General features: G+C 52.8%; 17 protein-coding genes and 2 tRNA genes. 14 read left to right on the top strand and 5 right to left on the bottom strand.

From position 1 onward, the window contains the following. Window positions 1-109: 109 nt before the first annotated feature. The gene (locus tag HMPREF3164_RS01005; RefSeq protein WP_048751471.1) at window positions 110-1,006 is read right to left on the bottom strand and encodes an acyl-CoA thioesterase; all 897 of its coding nucleotides are present in this window, start codon (window positions 1,004-1,006) and stop codon (window positions 110-112) included. 34 nt (window positions 1,007-1,040) lie between these two features. Here HMPREF3164_RS01005 and HMPREF3164_RS01000 point away from each other — a divergent pair, with 34 nt between their 5' ends. Genes HMPREF3164_RS01000 through HMPREF3164_RS00990 form a run of 3 tightly spaced genes read left to right on the top strand, consistent with a single transcriptional unit; the run spans window position 1,041 to window position 2,913 of the window. Continuing rightward, window positions 1,041-1,916: a DUF8185 domain-containing protein gene (locus HMPREF3164_RS01000; RefSeq protein ID WP_048751469.1), complete on the top strand. Its 876-nt coding sequence runs from the start codon at window positions 1,041-1,043 to the stop codon at window positions 1,914-1,916. Beyond that, entirely contained in the window at window positions 1,913-2,380 is a 468-nt protein-coding gene (locus tag HMPREF3164_RS00995) for a globin domain-containing protein (RefSeq protein WP_048751468.1), read from the top strand. Before HMPREF3164_RS01000 ends, HMPREF3164_RS00995 begins: the two co-directional genes overlap by 4 nt. Before the next feature lie 47 nt (window positions 2,381-2,427). After that, a complete protein-coding gene (locus HMPREF3164_RS00990; RefSeq protein ID WP_048751466.1) occupies window positions 2,428-2,913 on the top strand; it encodes a GNAT family N-acetyltransferase in 486 nt (161 codons plus the stop codon). 164 nt (window positions 2,914-3,077) lie between these two features. On the opposite strand, the gene pepN is transcribed toward HMPREF3164_RS00990, so the two are convergent. Further along, window positions 3,078-5,627, bottom strand: coding sequence for an aminopeptidase N (gene pepN, locus HMPREF3164_RS00985; protein ID WP_048755270.1), 2,550 nt, complete (start codon window positions 5,625-5,627; stop codon window positions 3,078-3,080). A gap of 155 nt (window positions 5,628-5,782) precedes the next feature. Continuing rightward, complete coding sequence (locus tag HMPREF3164_RS00980; protein WP_141745247.1) at window positions 5,783-6,040, bottom strand: hypothetical protein; 258 nt, start codon at window positions 6,038-6,040, stop codon at window positions 5,783-5,785. 36 nt (window positions 6,041-6,076) lie between these two features. Here HMPREF3164_RS00980 and HMPREF3164_RS00975 point away from each other — a divergent pair, with 36 nt between their 5' ends. From HMPREF3164_RS00975 to HMPREF3164_RS00935, 9 genes are all read left to right on the top strand, one after another. Then, a complete protein-coding gene (locus tag HMPREF3164_RS00975; protein ID WP_048755272.1) occupies window positions 6,077-6,565 on the top strand; it encodes a ribose-5-phosphate isomerase in 489 nt (162 codons plus the stop codon). Window positions 6,566-6,804: 239 nt separating this feature from the next. Further along, the gene (locus HMPREF3164_RS00970; RefSeq protein WP_048755273.1) at window positions 6,805-7,689 is read left to right on the top strand and encodes an Fpg/Nei family DNA glycosylase; all 885 of its coding nucleotides are present in this window, start codon (window positions 6,805-6,807) and stop codon (window positions 7,687-7,689) included. Window positions 7,690-7,770: 81 nt separating this feature from the next. Further along, a tRNA-Gly gene (locus tag HMPREF3164_RS00965) sits at window positions 7,771-7,841 on the top strand. A 498-nt stretch (window positions 7,842-8,339) separates the two neighbouring features. Then, a tRNA-Pro gene (locus HMPREF3164_RS00960) sits at window positions 8,340-8,414 on the top strand. A 96-nt stretch (window positions 8,415-8,510) separates the two neighbouring features. After that, window positions 8,511-9,812: a trigger factor gene (gene tig, locus HMPREF3164_RS00955; protein WP_048751461.1), complete on the top strand. Its 1,302-nt coding sequence runs from the start codon at window positions 8,511-8,513 to the stop codon at window positions 9,810-9,812. Between the two features lie 276 nt (window positions 9,813-10,088). Beyond that, window positions 10,089-10,727, top strand: coding sequence for an ATP-dependent Clp protease proteolytic subunit (locus HMPREF3164_RS00950; protein ID WP_048751459.1), 639 nt, complete (start codon window positions 10,089-10,091; stop codon window positions 10,725-10,727). 17 nt (window positions 10,728-10,744) lie between these two features. After that, window positions 10,745-11,419, top strand: coding sequence for an ATP-dependent Clp protease proteolytic subunit (locus HMPREF3164_RS00945; RefSeq protein WP_048751458.1), 675 nt, complete (start codon window positions 10,745-10,747; stop codon window positions 11,417-11,419). 333 nt (window positions 11,420-11,752) lie between these two features. After that, window positions 11,753-13,048 (top strand): ATP-dependent Clp protease ATP-binding subunit ClpX, encoded by a 1,296-nt coding sequence (gene clpX / locus HMPREF3164_RS00940; RefSeq protein ID WP_070448593.1) that lies wholly within the window; start codon window positions 11,753-11,755, stop codon window positions 13,046-13,048. Between the two features lie 64 nt (window positions 13,049-13,112). Beyond that, window positions 13,113-13,760: a mycothiol-dependent nitroreductase Rv2466c family protein gene (locus HMPREF3164_RS00935; RefSeq protein ID WP_048751457.1), complete on the top strand. Its 648-nt coding sequence runs from the start codon at window positions 13,113-13,115 to the stop codon at window positions 13,758-13,760. A 76-nt stretch (window positions 13,761-13,836) separates the two neighbouring features. Here HMPREF3164_RS00935 and HMPREF3164_RS00930 read toward each other — a convergent pair whose 3' ends face one another. Beyond that, window positions 13,837-15,420 carry an LssY C-terminal domain-containing protein gene (locus tag HMPREF3164_RS00930; protein WP_246822542.1) on the bottom strand — a complete coding sequence of 528 codons (1,584 nt, stop codon included), beginning with the start codon at window positions 15,418-15,420 and terminating at the stop codon, window positions 13,837-13,839. 153 nt (window positions 15,421-15,573) lie between these two features. Then, window positions 15,574-18,306: a valine--tRNA ligase gene (valS, locus tag HMPREF3164_RS00925; RefSeq protein ID WP_070448489.1), complete on the bottom strand. Its 2,733-nt coding sequence runs from the start codon at window positions 18,304-18,306 to the stop codon at window positions 15,574-15,576. 536 nt (window positions 18,307-18,842) lie between these two features. Between valS and HMPREF3164_RS00915 the strand changes: the two genes are divergently transcribed. Further along, window positions 18,843-19,139, top strand: coding sequence for a hypothetical protein (locus HMPREF3164_RS00915; protein WP_037230985.1), 297 nt, complete (start codon window positions 18,843-18,845; stop codon window positions 19,137-19,139). Between the two features lie 200 nt (window positions 19,140-19,339). Next, a complete protein-coding gene (locus HMPREF3164_RS00910; protein ID WP_070448591.1) occupies window positions 19,340-20,137 on the top strand; it encodes an SDR family oxidoreductase in 798 nt (265 codons plus the stop codon). The last annotated feature ends 310 nt before the right edge of the window (window positions 20,138-20,447 follow it).

The raw sequence follows: 20,447 nt of genomic DNA, 5'->3' as shown, positions 1-20,447 counted from the left end.
ACACTAGAACATAGGAGAGACCGTGTGAGACAACCACCTCACACGGTCTTTCTGTATGCTTTGACGCTCCGAGCTGTCGCTGTACCGGAGCCCTAACGGCGCCCGAGCTTTAGCGATATTCGGGCAGGCGGAACATCATTTCCTGCGCCACGGTCGCCACCAGCTCACCGGAACGATTGAAAATCGAACCTTGCGCGAGCATCCTGCCACCCTGCGCTGTGGGAGAGTCCATGACATACAGCAGCCACTCATCCGCACGTGCCTCACGATGAAACCACATCGCATGGTCCAAAGAGGCAGACTTCATGCCCTGCTCAAGCCAAAACTTGCCGTGCCTGCGTAGCGCTGGTTCTAGGGGAAGATAATCCGAAGCATACGCAATTGCCGCCCGATGCATCGCATCCGAAACCGGGGCGCCGGAAACATCAATCAGCGGATCGAAAGTCTTAAACCACACCGTGGCAACCGGTTCCTGCGAGCTTGAATCCGGGGCCGTATACAGGTGCGGGCTCACATACCGAATATCAATTGGGCGTTCCCATGCAACAGCCTGCGCTACCGGATGCGCCACCTCGCCAATGTAGTCACTCACGCTCGGCAGTCCATCAGGATCGGGAACCTGCGGCATCTCAACAACCGTATGCTCGGGGCCGCGACCGGGCTTCTGAAATGATGCAATCGCAGAGAAAATGGGAATATCGTCCTGAAGCGCCTGAACCCGGCGAGTCGCAAAAGAACGCCCATTATTGAGCTGTTGTGAGGTAAAAATAAGCTCTTTCGTAATATCACCGGGATGCAAAAAATATGCATGAATCGAATGCAACACCTTATCGCTAACAGTATTATCAGCCGCCATAATGGCCTGAGCGAGCACCTGCCCGCCATAAGTGCGCGGGGTCTCGCGTGTTAGCGTCACAGCGGTAAAAGCATCGTCACCGCCCACCGACTCAGCGGGGGTCAGGTTCAGCATGGTCATCAAGTTCTGGGTGGGGGTGGGCTTCGTCATTCTTTAATTCTGACACGAAGGGGTAAAGTTGAGGATGATTTATCGAAGAAAATATGCGAGCGAGAGGCAAAACATGACTGATGACCTGCACACACCTGACGCAGCACCTCTGCCAGAACCGGAACCACAAGAACCTCCACGCTCAGCCACAACCAACACCCGGCGTATAGACCTCAAATACAATCCGCACGAAGGCATCGACGAACCCTACCTTATCTTCCCCAACAACCAGCAAGGTATAGCCGCCGCTGCCGACCTCAGCACCTATATTTCACGCGCACGTTCCCTCGATACCCAAGCGGCAATACGACTTACCGCCCGCGGGAGCGTGCTCGCCGTTTTCGCATGCTCTCTCGCCCCCGAAACCATGCTGGATAACACCCCCACCATTCTGGGGATGCGAGCCCTCAACCTCGCAAAGCCTTCATCCCTTGATATTGTGGTAGATTCAGCCGCCCTGCTCGAACGCCTGGCGCGCATTGAAGAATCCGAGATGGTGCTGTATCTGCCGCCCGTTACCGTGCACACCGAATGGGCTGGGAAAGCCGCACCCCTGCAAGGATGGGAAAAACTAGGAACTATTGACGCCGACGAGTTCCGCCGCGCCAGCCGTGAAGGACTTGCCGCCGTCGAAAAAGCACTCCCCGAAAACCCTGGTGCTGCAGTGCTCACCACCGTGCGAACCCGCATCTGGTCATCACCCATGGTGCTTGAGCACCTGCCGGAGTTTGACCGAGCCCCTATACCTACAGGCGCAGCTTTCGCCCTGCAAGTCTTCGGATTCCTTCCCGAAACCTTCACCGGTGAGCTCGCTATATATGCCGCCCGTACTGGTTCTGACGGATGGATACGCATTGCCGCCCCCGGCGGGCATGTGCTGGTGCGTTCGGGCTCGGGAGCGCTCGCATGAGTTATGCTGCGAATCAGCCGGGTGAGCAGGTCAGCATTTACGACCAGGTGGGTGGCGAGGAAACCTTCGATAAGCTCACCCGCAGGTTCTATGCGCTCGTGAAGGCCGACCCCGAGTTTTCCGCCATGTACCCGGATTTTGACCCGTTTCCGCCAGAGCACCTCACAGAGGAACAGACCGCCGAGATTGAAGCAAACGATACTGACCACTTCGATGCATCGGCACGGCGGCTGAAAATGTTCCTGATTCAGTACTTTGGTGGGCCCAACACCTACCAGGAGCAGCGAGGTCACCCGCGTTTGCGCATCCGGCATAACCCGTACCCGATCGGCGCAAAGGAACGCGATACCTGGCTGAAATATATGCGGCAGGCAATGGATACCCTCGATCTTCCGATGATGATTGATGCGACCATGTGGGACTATTTCGAGCGTGCGGCACGTGCCATGCAGAACCGGGCATAGTTCAAGACAGCATTGCATTTCAGACGTTGCTTTTATAGGTTGTAACAATGCGTATTGTTTCTTATAACTCTGAGTATCGGGAAGCTCTTCTGGATATTTCACTTCGCGCCTGGGGACCCGTTTTTCCGCGGATGCACAACGACGTCCCCGAGTTCGTTTATGATGCGTTCTACCCTCAAGGGTGGCAGCAGCGGCAGCTCAGCGATTTAGAGGAAGTGCTCGATCAGGAGCCTCAGAATGTGTCTGTTGCGCTTGAGGGTGAGTGCCCGGTCGCTTGGGTTTGCACGCGTATCCATCCTGAGGATCAGATGGGTGAGATTTATGTGATTGCTGTTGATCCCGAGTACCAGCGGCGCGGCGTGGGGCAGCAGCTTATGGAGCATGCCTTTGCGCAGATTAAAGACGCCGGGATGCGCATGGTGATGGTCGAAACCGGCGGCGATTCGGGACACGCACCGGCCCGAGCGCTCTATGAGTCCGAAGGATTTGTTCGCTGGCCCGTTGCTCGGTACTTCAAGGATCTTAGCGAATAGAACTATTGCTCAAAAACAATAATTCTCAAGACCCACCTGGCTCAATGTAACCCATGGGCGCTAAAAAAGGTTCTTGATGTGAAATAAGCGTAATTTTCGCGGTTTGTTTCACATCAAGAACCTTTTTATATAGGTTGGGGGGGGCAGGCTAGGGGATTATTACCCTAAACGTCAGCCGCCTGAACCTTTAAGGCACGAGCCACGCCGTCGCGCGCCTCCGCAATCTGTCGTCGCAGCGCCGCCGCATCCTCAGGCAAAGACGCTAAATAGGTTTCGGTGCGTTCCAGTAGTTCGGCGGTCGGTTCCGAAGGGTACATGCCGCCAATAATCTGCATCGAAATCTCGTGTGACCGCGAACGCCAAATACCTTCAATCAGCTCAAAATACGGTTCAATATACGGTGCAATGAGCTCGGGTTCGCCCGATTTGAAACCGAAAATGGCGTAGCGCTGAATCATATTAGACAGTTCACCGGTCACCATAATCTTGTTCCAGTATTCGGCTTTCACCTGTTCACTTGGCTGAGACGCATATGCCTGAGCCGCATACTGTTGACCGGTTGCCGTGTTATCGTTTGCCGCCTCAGCATCGATCTGTGCGGCGTTCACACGACCACCCGTCGCCAGGCGGCAGATTAGGGTCCATCGCAAATCGGTGTCAATCTCCAAACCGTCCAGCACAATATCGCCTTCAAAAAGCCGCTGCACAATCTCATACTGCGCCTCGGTTCGGGTCTGATTCACAAATGCCTGAACCAGCTGCAGCTGCGAGTCTGAATCCGGCTGAGCGGCGCAAGCCAACGACCACAGGCGATCGGCGGCACGTTCACGAGTTTCATCCCTAAACTCAGGATTAACAAAGGAACGCAGAGCGATGGAGAGGTTACCCAGCTGGGTTCGCAGTGCAGTCGAATTAGTCTCTTTGCCAATATTATTGAGCACAAATTCCACATACTGCCGCGCTGGCATCTGGGCGTCACGCACGGTATCCCAGAGGGAACCCCAGACCACGCCGCGAGCTACCGACGAGTCGATGTCGCCCAGATACTTCACCGCAGTATCAATAGAACGCTCATCCAGGCGAACTTTGGCAAACGCCAAATCTTCATCATTGAGCAGAATCAGGTCGGGGCGTTTCTTGCCTACAGCCTCGGCAACCTCGGTCAGTTCGCCGTCAATATCCAGCTCAATGCGGTCGGTGCGAGTCAGCTTTCCGTCTGTCAGATCGTAGAAACCGATAACTGCACGATGCGGGCGCAACGTTTCATAACCGGCAGCATAGGATTGGCGGATACCCAGAGAAGTAATATTGCCCTCGGCATCATCGGCGACCTCGACCGTAAGTGTGTTTACCCCGGCGGTTTCAAGCCACTTGGCACTCCATGCGCGTACATCACGGCCGGAAGTTTCTTCCAGCTCGACCAGCAAGTCGTCAAGAACCGTGTTACCCCAAGCGTGCTTGTCAAAATACTTCTTCAAGGCCGCCATGAAGTTTTCCTGACCAACCCACGCAACCATCTGCCGCAGCACCGATGCGCCCTTCGCGTAGGTAATGCCGTCAAAGTTCACCTGAACATCATGAAGGTCACGAATCTCAGCCACAATTGGGTGGGTTGAGGAGAGCTGATCCTGCCTATACGCCCAGGTCTTCTCCGAAGCAGAGAACGTAGCCCATGCTTCCTGTGCGTAGCGGGTATTCTCAGCCGCAGCCAGTGTAGACATAAACTCGGCAAATGACTCGTTCAGCCACAGGTCATTCCACCACTTCATGGTGACCAAATCACCAAACCACATATGCGCAAGCTCGTGAAGTATCGTAATGGCGCGGCGCTCACGCAGCGCCTCTGCAACCTTGGAACGGAACACATAGGTTTCAAGATAGGTTACGCACCCTGCGTTTTCCATAGCACCCGCATTGAACTCGGGGACGAAGAGCTGATCGTACTTCTCGAAAGGATACGGCGTCTTGAACTGCTCCTCATAAAACTCGAAGCCCTGGCGAGTCAGCTCAAAAATATCGTCCGCATCCACATAGGGCATCAGCGACTTACGCGCGTAAACACCCAGCGGAATAACACGCCCCTCAGAGTTCGTCAGTTCGCTCGTAACCTTCTCATACGGGCCCGCCACGATGGCTGTAATGTACGAAGACATGCGCGGAGTAGGCTTGAAATACCATGTTTGTGCCCGACCGCAACCGCAGTCCTTGGGCTCAATCTTCACCTCGGGCTGGTTAGAAACCACAACCCAGTGCGAAGGAACACGCACGCTGAACTCAAACTCGGCCTTCAAATCTGGCTGCTCAAATACAGGGAAAACACGGCGAGAATCCGGAACCTCGAACTGTGAGTACAGATAAATTTCACCGTCCGCCGGGTCCACAAAACGGTGCAAACCTTCACCGGTATTTGTATAGAACATCTCTGCATCGATCTTCAGAACATTCTGCGCTGCAAGATTCGGCAGAGCAATGCGCTCCCCATCGGCAAGAGCAGGATCAAGCCGCTCGCCGTTTAGCTCAATCGAATTTACCTGAGAGGTAATAGCGTCAATAAACGTGGATGCGCCAGGCTCAGCATCGAACCGAATCTCAACAATCGACGAGAAAACATCTTTGTCTGTGCGAAGGTCGAGATCAACACGGTAGGTGTGAACCCGCTTAATAACTCCCGCACGCTCAATCGCCTCATCGCGGGTTAAATTTAGACCGGGCATGATTCCCTTTCTCGATATGTGTTTATAAATCTTCCTGTAGCGTTTTGCAGCGGACCTACCAGGAGAAACAGTGCAAAACCAAGCTCAAGAATATAGGCATCAGACAAATTCAGATATGTGTATGTGCCCCGGCAAAAAGTGCCTAGTACCACAGTCTAACGCATCCTGTCAGAGAGCACATTATTACTCATCACATGCGCAAAATACGTGCCGATGGTAAGGGCAGGTGTGGGCAGAAAAATATGTGCCGAAATAATACCTGCCATTGCCCCGATACCGGTTACAGGAATAAGTTTAAATTCGCTACAGTTATAGAGACACAACAGCTGAGGGCGCCCAGAATAGAGACGACTATCGCCGTGCACATTTCGGGAAGCCAGTCCACCACTCACTGCAAAGATATAAATATCCACGCTGTGAGCGCCACGGAACACCATCAGGAGAACCCCTTGCGCGTACATATCGCCACCGACCATGCAGGTCTTGAGACGAGTCAATACCTGATCGAACAGCTCACCGCCGCAGGATACGACATGATTGATCACGGGCCCCAAGAGTACGATCCGCTGGATGATTACCCAAGTTTCTGCATTAACGCCGCCCTTGCCGTTAAACGAGATCGTGATCAGGGGCTTGACTCGCTGGGCATCGTCCTAGGCGGTTCTGGTAATGGCGAGCAGATTGCCGCTAATAAAGTAGAAGGAATTCGTGCCGCACTGGCCTGGAATCACGATACTGCCGCTCTTGCCCGCCAACACAATAATGCCCAGGTCATTGCGGTCGGTGGTCGTCAGCACAGCAATGAAGAAGCACTAGAGATTATTAAGGTTTTCCTTTCCACCCCGTGGACGAACGAAGAACGCCACGCCCGCCGCATCGGTCAGGTTGCCGAATACGAGCGAACCGGTCGTATTGAAGGTAAGCATATCGACTCATAGCACCGTAGATCAGTAAGCCACAGATTTTTTATATGGATGCGGCGGTAGCGTACCCTGAAAAATCGGGGAATAACAAATGTCGCTGCATTCGCCGTTTAGTTTATAGGTATATGAAACACCCCAAGGCGCCGTCCGAATGATAGGCGGTGTACCGTATTAAAGGTGCATCTTCTAAAGTTTAGACCCCAGACGCATGCACCAAAATACAACCACAGACACGCGCTCACAGGAGAATTCCCATGCCCGAAGGACACTCGATACATCGTATCGCCCGTCAATTCAACGATGTTTTCACGGGGGAGAGCGTGCGAGTCTCAAGCCCACAGGGGCGTTATACGGATGGTGCAGCCCTTCTTGACGGAGCCAGCATTCTCAACGCATATGCGCACGGTAAGCATCTTTTCGTGCCCTTCAACAATGAGCTGACCCTCAACGTGCACCTTGGCATTTATGGCAACTGGAGCTTTGGAGGGGACGAAACTTTTACAGGCGCATCCAGCATAGGCGCACCCCGTAAGATCGGCGAAAAAGAATATACGGCGGGGGAGGCCGAAGAATATACCGGACCGCCCGCGCCGAAAGGCACTACCCGGTGCCGCATCGTTTCAGAACACGGTTGGGCTGACCTCGTTGGTCCCACTATCTGCCGAACCTTAAACCCAGACGAAGTTGCCCAGGTACGCGCCAAACTTGGACCGGATCCGCTCAACACCGATGCAGATCCCGAACGTTTCTATGCCGCAGCCCGCAAAAGCTCAAGGCCTATCGGCGTGATCCTCATGGATCAGGCCGCTATCTCGGGCGTGGGCAATATTTTTCGTGCCGAATCGCTTTACCGCCAAGAAATAGATCCTCTTCGCCCCGGTAAGACTCTCACCGATGATGAGCTGAGTAGACTCTGGGAAGATAACAAACATCTGCTCACCATCGGAGTGCGTGTCGGCCGCATCATCACCACCGAACAAAAGGACCGCCCGGGAATCCATGAAACCGAAGCCTGGCCTGAGCATGCCAACTACGTTTACCAGCACCACGGAGAACCCTGCCCCCGATGTGGCACCACCATTCGTATGGAGGAAATAGCGGGCCGCAAACTCTATTGGTGCCCTGGATGCCAGAAATAGCGTTAGCTACGATCCCCGCAAACGATGCGCGCCGAACTTGACAGTCTCCAGTACAGGCAGGTAATCTTATCTAGTTCTTGCGGGGATGTAGCTTAATGGTAAAGCCTCAGTCTTCCAAACTGATGACGCGGGTTCGATTCCCGTCATCCCCTCGGTATATATAAAACGCCTTGGTGCTTTGCACTGGGGCGTTTTCCTTATTCCGAGGATCTGAGACGGGAATCGCTGACAGGCACGGATTTGGTGCCTCGTTTGCTCGGAATTTGTACCCTTCAGCTCGTCATCCCCTCTCGGGAATAAAAACTCTTAGTGTTTTCGCGCTGGGGTGTTTTTACTGAGAGGCCAAAACGGGGATCTTTTATAGGCACAGATTTTTGATGTCTCTCACCAAAGAGCCGCTTGTATCCATCCTGGTATTGAATTAGAAAAATTCCTGAATACAAGGAGCCTATTTAACGCGGCAATCCGATGAGACTGGGACGTGTAGAAGCGTCTGAATAAGCTAGCATGCATGATAGATGGGCGTACTCAGATTATTCCTCAGAAAGACTTAAGGTTTTCGTGTTCTAAATTAGACATTCGAATGTTAGGCATTTATCCTTGTACACGGTAAACTTAAAAACCGAATGCCTAAAAGCATTCGCGTTTCACGGGGCGTGGCGTAGCTTGGCTAACGCGCCTGCTTTGGGAGCAGGAGATCGCAGGTTCGAATCCTGTCGCCCCGACGTGAAGCGGGCGTCGCATGTGCGGCGCCCTTTTCCAGTAACCAACTGCGGTTCACAGGCTTGTGCCGCATTCGACTATATGAGGAGAACACGGACGTGAAGACCGCCGTCGAGAAGCTCAACCCGACCCTCGCGAAGATCGAGGTCGAGGTTCCCTTCGCAGAGTTCAAGTCCTACCTGGACCGCACCTATAAGAACCTGGCTCAGCAGATTAACGTTCCTGGGTTCCGTAAGGGCAAGCTGCCTAAGCAGCTCATTGAGCAGCGCACAGGTTACGACTACATTGTCGAAGCATCTCTGAACGACGCCTTGAACGACTTCTACTCACAGGCATTGGGCGAGAATGAGCTCTCCCCGCTGGCACAGCCCGAACTTGATGTGCAGAGCCAGCCCACGGTGAACGATCGTGAAGCAGACGTGAAGCTGAACATCACCGTGACCGTTCGTCCTGAAATCGAGCTTCCCAACTATGAGGGTATCGAGGTTGAGGTTGACGAAATCAAGGTTACTGCAGAAGACGAAGAGCAGGCTCTTGAAGCTCTGCGTGAGCGTTTTGGTACCTTGAAGAACGTTGAGCGTCCCGCAGCTAAGAATGATTTTGTCACCATTGACATCACCGCTGAAATCAATGGTCAGGAAATTGACGCAGCAAACGACCTGTCTTACCAGATCGGTTCCGGCACCATGGTGGACGGTATTGATGAGGCCCTGATCGGTCTGTCTGCGGGCGAAGATGCAACTTTCGAGACCACGCTTTCCGGCGGCGATCACGCGGGGGAGGACGCAACCATTAAGGTGAAGCTCTCCGCTGTTAAGGAGCGTGAGCTTCCTGAGGTTGACGATGAGTTCGCGCAGCTTGCTTCTGAGTTCGATACTGTTGATGAGCTTAAAGCAGACATGAAGAACCAGGTTGCCGAGGCCAAGGTCTCTGAGCAGGGCGCACAGGCACGCGATAAGGTGCTGGCTAAGCTCATTGAGATGATTGAGGTTCCCGTACCTGAAAAGGTCATTGAAGAACAGCTGGAGCAGCACTTCAACAACCCCGAAGCCGGTGAAGACCACGATACCGAAGAGCACCGTCAGGAAGTTCGTGAGAACACCGAGACCGCCTTTAAGAATGAGATGGTGCTTGATGCTATTGCTGATGCTGAAGAAGTTGAAGTAAACCAGAATGAGATGATCAACTACATCATCACCATGAGCTCGCAGTACGGCATGGATCCGAACCAGTTCGCACAGATGCTTGACGGTTCCGGCCAGGCTGGAATGCTTGTGGGCGAGGTACGCCGCTCCAAGGCTCTAGGCGAAGTTCTTAAGAAGGCTGTCGTCAAAGACACTAAGGGTAAGGCTGTAGACCTTTCCAAGTTCCTCTCTGAAGGTGAAGAAGACGAGAAGTAGTCCTTCTCTCCGCAGATACCTATAACGGATGCGGGCGTGCATGTGCAGGAAAGAATCCTGCGGTGCACGCCCGCATTGTTGTGTTAAGTTTTGGTACATGCCCCAACAGAGGAAATAGATATAATGCGCTGAGGGTTGAGTGACGTTCGCCCTTTGGCGAACTACGGCGAAACTCCGCCCGAATACAGCCGTGACCCGGTATTGTAGTAGCAATGAATATTTTCACGGGCCCGCATGGTAGGGAGCGCGTGAAACCCATCGAGAAGAAGAGGGAAGATGTCTAGCTACATGCCTCTGCCTATTGGGTCTGGGAATAACACCCCGACTATGGCTACGAACCCCGTCACAGGGCAGGAAGATTACGTCTATAATCGTCTGCTCAAGGAGCGTATTATTTGGCTGGGGTCTGAAGTAAGGGACTCAAACGCAAACTTAATTTGTTCACAGATGTTGTTGCTATCGGCTGAAGATCCCGAGGCAGATATTTACCTGTACATTAACTCTCCCGGTGGCTCGGTGACCGCTGGCATGGCTATTTACGACACAATGCAGCTCATTCCGAATGACGTGGTGACTGTAGTAACCGGTATGGCTGCATCTATGGGACAGTTCCTTCTGACAGCAGGTGCCATGGGCAAACGTTATGCGACCCCCAACGCCCGAATCCTGATGCACCAGCCGCTTGGTGGTATTGGTGGTACCGCATCCGACATCCGTACTCAAGCAGAACTCATCTTAGATATGAAAAAACGTCTGGCAGAGATCACGGCTGAACGTACCGGTAAAAGCCTTGAGACCATTCTGAAAGACAATGACCGTGATAACTGGTTTACCGCTGAAGAGGGCTTGGAATACGGCTTCTTCGATCACATCGCACTATCCACTGGCGGTAATCTGACCGCCGAGGGTAAGTAAAGAGGGGAAATACACATATGAACTACCTACCTCAAGATTCTGCACCGCAGATGCCCTCGAGCCGTTACGTGCTCCCCAGCTTTGAGGAACGTACCCCCTACGGTTATAAGCGTCAAGATCCGTACGCCAAGCTATTTGAGGATCGCATTATTTTCTTGGGTACCCAGGTTGATGACGCTTCGGCAGATGATATTATGGCTCAGCTTCTCGTGCTTGAGGCTCAAGATCCCGATCGCGATATTACCCTGTACATCAACTCTCCCGGTGGTTCTTTTACGGCAATGACCGCCATCTATGACACCATGCAGTTTATTCGCCCCGAGATTCAGACCGTATGCTTGGGGCAGGCTGCATCGGCTGCGGCAGTGCTTTTGGCTGCTGGAACCCCGGGTAAGCGTTTGGCTCTTCCGAATGCTCGCGTGCTTATTCACCAGCCCGCCCTGAGCGGGCAGCAAGGCGGACAGGCCTCTGACCTTGAGATTCACGCGAACGAAGTTATGCGTATGCGTGAGTGGACTGCACAGACCCTGGCTCTGCACTCCGGTAAGACCTATGAGGAAGTTGACCGTTCGATCGAGCGCGATAATATTCTAACTGCTGCTGCCGCTCAAGAATACGGTTTAGTGGATAAGGTACTGGATTCGCGTAAACTTAACAAGCCTGCTACCAATACTGCTACGTCGCACGATTAGAAATATGAGTGTAGTCCTTTCTGTTGTCTAAACGTATATACGATTACTATTAGGTGCCGCATCCTCAAAATTGAGGATGCGGCACCTATACGTTGTACCCCAAAAAGTACATAAAACCTCAAGTTACACAGCGTCATAATTGTCAAATTACATCGAATACGACACGCCGCATCACAGTGACAGCCTGTCTTCACACCTCAGCGAAAAACTAGGGTAGCCTGGTAACAAGCACCTTGTGATAGCTTGCAAACACTCGTAGAAAGGAGAGGGCGCGTGGCTAACACCGACAACACCGGTGGTACGGAAGAAAACAAGAAAACTGTTGCTCCGGGTATGCGTTGCTCATTCTGTTCTAAGACGCGTACCCAGGTTTTCAAGATTGTGATCGGTCCGCATGTCTCCATTTGCGATGAATGTATTGCACTATGCAACGAGATTTTGCATGAGGAACGGCAAAAAACAAAGAAGCCGCAGACCAAAAAGATCAAGAAACTCGCTACTCCTCGTGAGATTTACAGCTATCTGCATGATTATGTGATCGGTCAAGATTCTGCAAAACGCACCTTGGCGGTGGCGGTCTATAACCACTACAAGCGCGTCCATGACTTAAACAATCCGGTACTTCACTCCCGAACCCTTTCGGCAACTGCGGGTGAATCCGTAGACCTGGGAAAATCTAATATTCTGATGATTGGTCCCACCGGCAGCGGAAAAACTTATCTTGCGCAGTCTCTTGCAAAGAAGCTTGATGTTCCTTTCGCCATTGTCGATGCTACTACGCTCACCGAAGCTGGGTACGTTGGCGACGATGTCGAGAATATTCTGCTTCGGCTTATTAACGCCGCCGACGGTGATGTCGAAAAGGCGCAGAACGGCATTATCTATATTGACGAAATCGATAAGATTGCCCGCAAAGGCGGAGAAAACCTATCTATTACCCGCGATGTCTCGGGGGAAGGCGTGCAGCAAGCGCTTTTGAAGATTATTGAAGGTACTCTGGCAACGGTTCCTCCAGAGGGCGGGCGTAAACATCCGGCACATACCAATCTTGAGATTGAAACCTCAAATATTCTCTTTATTGTCGCTGGTGCTTTCGATGGGCTGGAAGACAGGATCTTAGCCCGCACCGATCGAACCAGTATAGGCTTTGGGGCCGAGCTGACCGCCGCACCGGATACTGATCAGACGCTTTCGCAGATCATGCCCGAAGATCTGACCCATTACGGTATCATCCCTGAGCTAATCGGTCGTTTGCCTGTGATCTCTACGTTGAAAGAGCTCACCACCGAAGAGCTTGAACAGATTCTTACGAAGCCTAAAAATGCTTTGCTGAAGCAGTATAAGCATCTCTTTGCGCTTGATGGCGTTGAGCTTATCTTTGAAGATGATGCTTTGCACGCGGTCGCCGAGCTCGCAGAAACCCGTAAGACTGGGGCACGCGGGCTACGCTCCATGATGGAGGGTATTCTGCAGCCAATTATGTTTGAGGTTCCTGACCGTCAGGACGTTACCTCCGTGGTAATCACAGAAGATACCGTGCGCACCGGTGCTGAGCCCGTATACGTTCTTGAAGCTGATGAAAAGTCCTCTAAGAGTGCTCGTACTCGTGCCAAGAAGAAGGCTGCGTAGGTTATTCGTGCAGGTGAGAACCCGGCGGAATATTGGAGGTCTGGATGAGGTTTGAACTTATACAATGATGAAAGGAAATACCCTCGTGACAACAACCGTTGATTTTTGGTTCGACCCTACCTGCCCGTGGTGTTGGATTACCTCGCGCTGGATTGGCGAGGTGCAGAAGGTGCGTGATATTCAGGTACATTGGCGCCCATTCTCACTCGCTGTTCTGAATGAAGGACGCGAGCTTGATCCTGGATACCGCGCTATGATCGACAACACCTGGGGCCCCGCCCGTGTAGTGGCTGCTGCCCGCGAACTCCACGGTGACGACGTTTTGAAGGCTCTCTACGATGCTCTGGGAGAGCAGATCCACCATCAGAAAAACATCTCTGAAGGAGACAAATTTTTGCCTGCTATTGAGGAAGCTCTCAAAGAAGCGAATTTGCCTGCGGACCTGATTCAGTACGCTACCACCGACGAATACGATGCGCAGTTACGCGCCTCGACAGCAGAGGCGCTTGATAAGGTCGGCGATGATGTTGGCGTGCCCCTTCTTGCGATTAACGATGTAGCTTTCTTCGGTCCCGTGCTCTCGCCCTCACCGCATGGTGAAGAAGCCGGTAAGGTCTTTGACGGCGCCGTAGCAATGGCATCGTATCCTGGGTTCTTTGAACTCAAGCGCAGTCGTACCGTGGGACCTATCTTCCACGGTGAAGATGGGTAGTAGATTTACCATGTACTATAGCTGAGCCGTTACGCTTTCTCTGGAGGAGCGTAACGGCTCAGCTATGCGTATTTAATTAGTTACTCGTTTGCTTTCGCCGAGAACCCCGATGCCGCAAGCGAATATCGCGCATATGGAATGTGCGTGCAGCCGTATAGCTGACCGCCGCATCCGAGGTGAAACCTAGCATGGCAAAAACACTGACTCCAAGCTGGAAGAAAAGCGCGCTCAATGGCATATGCTGGTGCCCCCAGATAACACCGCCAGCGGTTACTGTAAAACTCACCGCAAGGAGTAAGAGAACCAGACGACGAGCCTTCGACGAACCCCGGAGCGTACTCCAGAGCAGAAATAGGTGTACGAGAGAGAAGACAAGAGTTACCGCAAGAAGCACACCGCTAAGCACCGTCAAAAATGTTTGCCCCTGTTCCCCAGCAAGCAAGGCCGTAATTTCTTCACTCGCATCGCTTCTGAGTACCGTGCTGCGTAATTCCTGATGATTAACCACAGTCAGAACAGCGTTAGCAAGCTCTAAGAGAGTTGAAATAATCATCATCACAGAGGCTATCAGCAGACCCGCAGGCATCTCATAAGCTAGGTCATGAGCGCTCGCCAAGTTTAGGTCTTTAACCTGGCGCGGGTCTTTCACGCCCTCATTGCTTAGCGTGATAATAGGTAGCGCGCCGTCCGTACGAATTGTATCTCCACCACCGTTTCGGGAGTGGTAGCCGGTCGAAAAATCTTCGAGAATATCTACCCGTGTGCTCGGATGCGCATACTGAATAGACTCGACAATATAATCACGCTCAAAATCCGTATCGGCATCGATCCGATGCGTCACCTGTAGGGTGAAAAAGCTAAAGCCGACCCCTGAATCGTAGGTTCCTGCCGCCAGCCAATCGACGCGATGGCCACCGGGAAGCAGCCAGCCATCTGGAGTTCGCCAAAACCGCACATGGTGGCGTTTCTCCGGGTTCCCGTCAACCTCCTGCTGGTATGCAAAAGACTGTACGCGCCCAAAAATCTTGAGAGGAGATACCGGTGCTTCACTATAGGATTTTCGGGTAATTGTCGAAACAATAATCTTCCAGCTGGAAACCAAAGTGACTTCATCTGCGCGAGTCCAGCCAGCGTCCTGCATCACCTGGTGAATTTGCTCTTCTGAGCCGATAATACCGATATTGACGGGGTCGCCTAATAATCCATCCGGGGTGCGGGTGCGCCCAATAAAATAGTCGGGAACATAGATGCGCGTCATGATCGCGTGAAATCGGGGGAGCGTCAAATAAGCGGTGACTGCCCAGAACGAAAGTGCAATCGGAATGCCCCACCAAGAATGTCCCACGGTATTAAGTAGGATCAGAACGGTAAGCACCACAGAGGCTATACCTGCCAGCGTAAAAAAAGCCGTATCCCAAATACCAACCCAGAAGGTCCTCGGAATAATATCCTTATGCTCGCCGCGCGACTCAAAGTCGCCCCGATACACTGGAGGAGATGCTGGAGGCGCGACCGTTACAGGTTTGCTCGCCTTAACATGTTCTTCTGCTACACCCTCATTAATAATGTCAGAAGGTTTATGTGACATGGGGATTCCTTCTGCCTGCATAATCTGTGCGTTTGCGCGTTCGGCGCTTATGTGAATTCTACAGGCTACCATAGGGCGGTGCGCAATAGGGCGTCGTTTCGCTGAACCGTTCCCCACCGTATAAAAAAATGCTGGAGCGAAGAACCTAATTCTTCGCTCCAGCACGGAGTCTATGCCATGCGGCATATCCAGAAACAACGTGAGAACGTGGCTGTTCTAGAGAGACTACTCGGCAGCTTCTCCCACAACAAGCACTACGTCACGAACTTCAAGTTCTCCTTCCGAAGGTACCAGAGAAACCTCGCGAGCGTTGCCTGCCGCCCGCAAATCCTCAAGACCAGACTGGATGCGCTCCAGCTGCTCCTGAGAGGCGGCAATCGTAGCAGATTCAACCTCGGTACGCTGCTTAACCTTTGCGTCACTCTTCGCCTTACGCAGACCGCCGAGTGCTTCTGCGACATCGGGGAGGACCTGCTTGAGGTTCTCAATCTGGGCGGGGTTCACATCAGCAAGTACCCACTGTGCCGAAATACCGTCTGTTGGGTTGTTTGCTGCATACTCCGCCAATAATGCACCTTCAAGAACCGGCAGAGCCTGTGGCCAGGATGCGCGGTGCACGCTGCCCGCACGCCACCACGACCAAATCTCTTCGGTCACAAACGGCAGGAAAGGCGCGAAGAGCCGCAGAAGCGCATCCAGAGTGGTGGCGAGAGCCGCCAGCACAGAAGCCTGCTCGGTCTCGCCACGAGCGCCGTAGGCGCGGTCTTTAATGAGTTCCACGAAATCATCGGTGAAAGACCAGAAGAAACTCTCTGCAATCTGGAGGGCACGAGCGTATTCGTATTTCTCGAAAGCAGCAGTTGCTTCCTCAATGAGGTACGCCAAACGCACAAGCAAGGAGCGATCCAGCGCGTTGGTAAGCACCTGCCCCTGAGACTGCGAGGTAATCACCGATTTCTCAGTAGCACCCAAATTCAGCACGAACTTTGAGGCGTTGAGAAGTTTAATCGCCAGGCGGCGGCCGATCTTCATCTGACCTTCGTCATAAGCGGTATCAGCGCCCAAGCGGGCCGAGGCTGCCCAGTAGCGTACCGCATCCGAACCGTATTTATCGAGTACATCGTGCGGGACAACAACATTGCCCTTAGACTTCGACATTTTCTTGCGGTCGGGGTCAAGAATCCATCCCGACAGTGCGGTGTTATACCAAGGTACAGAGGATGCAAGGGTCTCGGCGCGTACGGTGGTGGAGAAGAGCCAGGTACGAATAATATCGTGTCCCTGCGGGCGAAGGTCCATCGGGAAGGTCTTCGCGTGCAGTTCAGGATCTGTAGCCCAGCCGGTTGCAATTTGCGGGGTGAGTGAAGAAGTAGCCCAGGTATCGAGAACATCTGGATCGGCAATAAATCCGCCAGGTACACCACGCTGGTCTTCCGAATATCCGGGGGCAGCTTGCGAGGCCGGATCCACCGGAAGCATATCCTCAGCCGGCAGAATCGGGTTCTCACAATCCGGCTCACCCTCGGCATCAAGCGGGTACCAGAGCGGGAACGGAACGCCGAAGAAACGCTGACGGGAGATCAGCCAGTCGCCGTTAAGACCTTCCACCCAGTTTTCGTAGCGGCTGCGCATAAAGGCGGGAACCCAGTTGATTTCGCGTCCGCGCTCAATAAGCTTTTCGCGGCGCTCGGCGTCGCGACCACCGTTGCGAATATACCACTGGCGTGAAGCCACGATCTCAAGAGGCTTATCGCCCTTCTCATAGAACTTGACGGGGTGTTTAATCTTTTTCGGCTCACCCTCCATCTCGCCAGTTTCAACAAGCATTTCGACTACGGTCTTCTGACCGGTAAAGACGGTGGTGCCCGCCATGCGCTCGTAGCGTTCGCGGCCTTCGGCAGAGGTAATCCATTCGGGAGTCTCGCGGGAGAAACGGCCGTCACGCCCGATGAGGGCTCGGGTTGGAAGCTGCAATTCACGCCACCAGGTAACGTCGGTGGTATCACCGAAGGTACAGATCATGGCGATGCCAGCCCCTTTATCGGGCTGAGCCAGCGGATGCGCCATCACCTCGACCTCAACGCCGAATAGAGGAGAAGTCACTTTCGTTCCGAAGAGCGGCTGATACCGTTCATCATCGGGATGCGCCACCAACGCTACACAGGACGGCAACAGCTCGGGGCGGGTAGTCTCAATCCAGACTTTTTCGCCATCTTCGCGGTGGAAGCTGATACGGTGGTATGCTCCGTCGCGTTCCTTATCTTCAAGCTCGGCCTGCGCTACGGCGGTTCGGAAGGTAACGTCCCACATAGTCGGTGCCTCCGCCATATAAGCATTACCCGCCTCAAGGTCTTTGAGGAATGCAAGCTGTGAGACTTTGCGTGAATGCGCATCTATGGTGCGGTAGGTATGGGACCAGTCGACGGAAAGCCCCAGGGTTGTGAAAAGATGCTCGAAAACTTTCTCGTCTTCAACAGCGAGTTCTTCACATAGCTCAATGAAGTTATTGCGTGAAATACGTGGCCACTTTGCTTGGCTGCGGTCGGGTTTGGGTGAGCCATCGGCCTTGAGCGGAATCAGCTGGCGAAAATCTGGGTTATCGGGAACGGAAGGGTCGCACAATACACCGTAGTAGTTTTGTACGCGACGTTCGGTGGGCAGACCGTTATCATCCCAGCCCAAAGGATAGAAGACGTTCTTGCCGCTCATACGCTGGTAGCGGGCGATGACGTCGGTTTGAGTGTAGGAGAACATGTGCCCCACATGGAGCGAGCCGGACGCGGTCGGCGGTGGGGTATCAATCGAATAGACCTGTTCGCGCGTCGTGTTCTCGTCGAAGGCGTAGGTTTTCTGCTGTGCCCAGCGCTCGGAGAGTTTGTCTTCGAGGCCTTCGAGCGCGGGACGATCAGGAACGTTAATCTGTGCGGGCGAGTCTGAGCCCTGAGTATTTTCAGCCATAGGGGCTATTTTCTCATACTTTATGGGCTGTGGCGGTGTATCGCTAGCATAGGTTGGCGCTTTACGATGAGTGAGTTTATAGATATCCCGTATAGCGCAGAAACGTATCATCACGCACCATATGCCTGTGTTTCGTACTCTGCTAATGCACGCTCAACTCGTGCAATAAGCTCGCGTTGCGAGGAGAGAAAACGGCGCTGTTCCCGGCGTGGAAGATGCGAAAAATAATGATAGAACTTTGGGTCCCGATAGGTCTGTCCAAAGAGGAAATGTAGATCGGAGCTCCAGGGGCGACGCGTTCTTGCACGGATTTGCTCGGCCCGAGTACGAAGCTGCTCGCGGCGGGTATAGAGAGCATCGCATTGTGTGCTGCGAGAGCGAAATGCTAAAAGATCCATAGGTATATCTGTAGTTTCCGTGCCTTATGTGAGGTATTTATCTATTCATCGTGTGTTACCTCTCGATTCCCTATCACAAGATACCGCATAAGAGTAGACTGGTGAATATCACACAGGAAAACTTTTTAAGGGACTTCCATGTTTGAGATATCAGCTCCTGTTATGACGGTACTTGCTCTTCATCTCGCGATCGTTGCGGTTTGCGTTTGGCATTTAACAACGCGAACCGGATACAACGAAGAGCGTCTGCATATGATACTTCCGCTTGTGCTTTTCTTGCCGGGAGCGGGAATTTTATACCTCATGTCAGCAAAAGCAGGAACCGTTCCTCCCGATACTACGAAGACGGGCAGCAGCTCTCGCCATTTTGAGCATCGTCTGGGTTTCCGTGACGGTAAACGTTCTAAATGGGGTTTTCCCCAGCGGAAACGCTAAGAGTACTGCGTTATGCACCTTTATAAGGTGAGCGTTCATGAGAGTGGGAAGAATCGATAATGCTGTCTGCTATCCCGCAGATGTACGATGCGCGTGTGACTCTGTTAGCGCGCATTGCCTATCTTTCTATACGATAATTTTGTGTATGGCATCATAGATGAATAAGACTTTCACCACCGACGTGGAAAGGTAAGTTCATGATGCTAGACAATACTCGTATTCCTGCCAATCCATTTGCCCCCAACGCTTGTGAGGGTAAAGTTGCCGTCGTAACAGGAGCCTCCAGTGGCATCGGTCGCGCAACCGTTGAACAGCTAACGGCTACCGGATGGACGGTTTATGCGCTTGCTCGCCGTACCGAACGTCTTCGCACGCTTGAAGCAGAGACCGGAGCGCATCCTATAACCTGTGACGTTACTGATGAATCGGCAGTAAACGCAGCTGCAAAGCAGATCATAACGGAGCACTTACAGCTTGATGCGCTGGTTAATATCGCTGGGGGAGCGATCGGTCTTGATCGTGTTACTGATGGAGATCCGGAAGACTACCTTGCGATGTACCGCCTGAATGTGCTCGGAATTCTACATACGGTGCGTGCCTTTGCTCCCGCACTGAGGGCTCAAGGTCAGGGGAGCATTCTGAACCTGACCTCCACAGCAGCCGAAGGCGGTTATGAAGGAGGTGCAGGGTATAACGCCGCGAAATTCGGTGCTCGGGGACTTACCGAGGCTCTGCGTCTTGAGGAAGCTGACCACAATGTGCGCGTCATTGAGATTCGCCCGGGTATGGTGCATACAGAAGAATTTTCATTGAACCGCTTGGGGTCTGTGGAAGCTGCCGAAAAGGTATATGCCGGGGTACAGAACCCTTTGGTGGCAGAAGACGTTGCTCAGACAGTAGTTTTCGCATTGAATATCCCTCACCATATCAATCTTGATCATGTGACTTTGCGTCCGCTTGCTCAGGCAAGCCAGTTCAAGGTCATCCGGTCTTCGTAGATATTTAAAGAGGTGCTACAGATACCGCGTGCAAAACTAAGGTTTCGCACGCGGTATCTGGCGTTCTTATTACTCCTTCAAGAGAAACCTGAGGTTTACTCCCAATATTCGTAATATATGCGCTATTGGTCTGATTTTAACGTGGATTAAGTAATGGTAAAAATAAATATTTGGTAACACTTTTGGGGTGGTGGTACAGTTTCTCATTGCAAGCCCCTCACGAATGCTAGTGTTAGGGCGTCACCGATAAATTGAGATGGGTCAATGAGTAACTGAATCTGGCACTCACATCACAGAAATATGCAGTAGC

It is taken from the genome of Rothia sp. HMSC08A08 (assembly GCF_001808385.1).
Classification (GTDB): domain Bacteria; phylum Actinomycetota; class Actinomycetes; order Actinomycetales; family Micrococcaceae; genus Rothia; species Rothia dentocariosa.
Note: the sequence above shows the minus strand (reverse complement) of the source record. Positions and strands in the feature narration are given on the sequence as shown.

Excerpts from the sequence above, each read along its gene's own strand:
- HMPREF3164_RS01005 (WP_048751471.1), bottom strand. The coding sequence starts at position 1,006 with ATGACGAAGCCCACCCCCACCCAGAACTTGATGACCATGCTGAACCTG.
- HMPREF3164_RS01000 (WP_048751469.1), top strand. The coding sequence starts at position 1,041 with ATGATTTATCGAAGAAAATATGCGAGCGAGAGGCAAAACATGACTGAT.
- HMPREF3164_RS00995 (WP_048751468.1), top strand. The coding sequence starts at position 1,913 with ATGAGTTATGCTGCGAATCAGCCGGGTGAGCAGGTCAGCATTTACGAC.
- HMPREF3164_RS00990 (WP_048751466.1), top strand. The coding sequence starts at position 2,428 with ATGCGTATTGTTTCTTATAACTCTGAGTATCGGGAAGCTCTTCTGGAT.
- pepN (WP_048755270.1), bottom strand. The coding sequence starts at position 5,627 with ATGCCCGGTCTAAATTTAACCCGCGATGAGGCGATTGAGCGTGCGGGA.
- HMPREF3164_RS00970 (WP_048755273.1), top strand. The coding sequence starts at position 6,805 with ATGCCCGAAGGACACTCGATACATCGTATCGCCCGTCAATTCAACGAT.
- HMPREF3164_RS00950 (WP_048751459.1), top strand. The coding sequence starts at position 10,089 with ATGTCTAGCTACATGCCTCTGCCTATTGGGTCTGGGAATAACACCCCG.
- HMPREF3164_RS00945 (WP_048751458.1), top strand. The coding sequence starts at position 10,745 with ATGAACTACCTACCTCAAGATTCTGCACCGCAGATGCCCTCGAGCCGT.
- clpX (WP_070448593.1), top strand. The coding sequence starts at position 11,753 with ATGCGTTGCTCATTCTGTTCTAAGACGCGTACCCAGGTTTTCAAGATT.
- HMPREF3164_RS00935 (WP_048751457.1), top strand. The coding sequence starts at position 13,113 with ATGATGAAAGGAAATACCCTCGTGACAACAACCGTTGATTTTTGGTTC.
- HMPREF3164_RS00930 (WP_246822542.1), bottom strand. The coding sequence starts at position 15,420 with ATGGTAGCCTGTAGAATTCACATAAGCGCCGAACGCGCAAACGCACAG.
- valS (WP_070448489.1), bottom strand. The coding sequence starts at position 18,306 with ATGGCTGAAAATACTCAGGGCTCAGACTCGCCCGCACAGATTAACGTT.
- HMPREF3164_RS00915 (WP_037230985.1), top strand. The coding sequence starts at position 18,843 with ATGTTTGAGATATCAGCTCCTGTTATGACGGTACTTGCTCTTCATCTC.
- HMPREF3164_RS00910 (WP_070448591.1), top strand. The coding sequence starts at position 19,340 with ATGCTAGACAATACTCGTATTCCTGCCAATCCATTTGCCCCCAACGCT.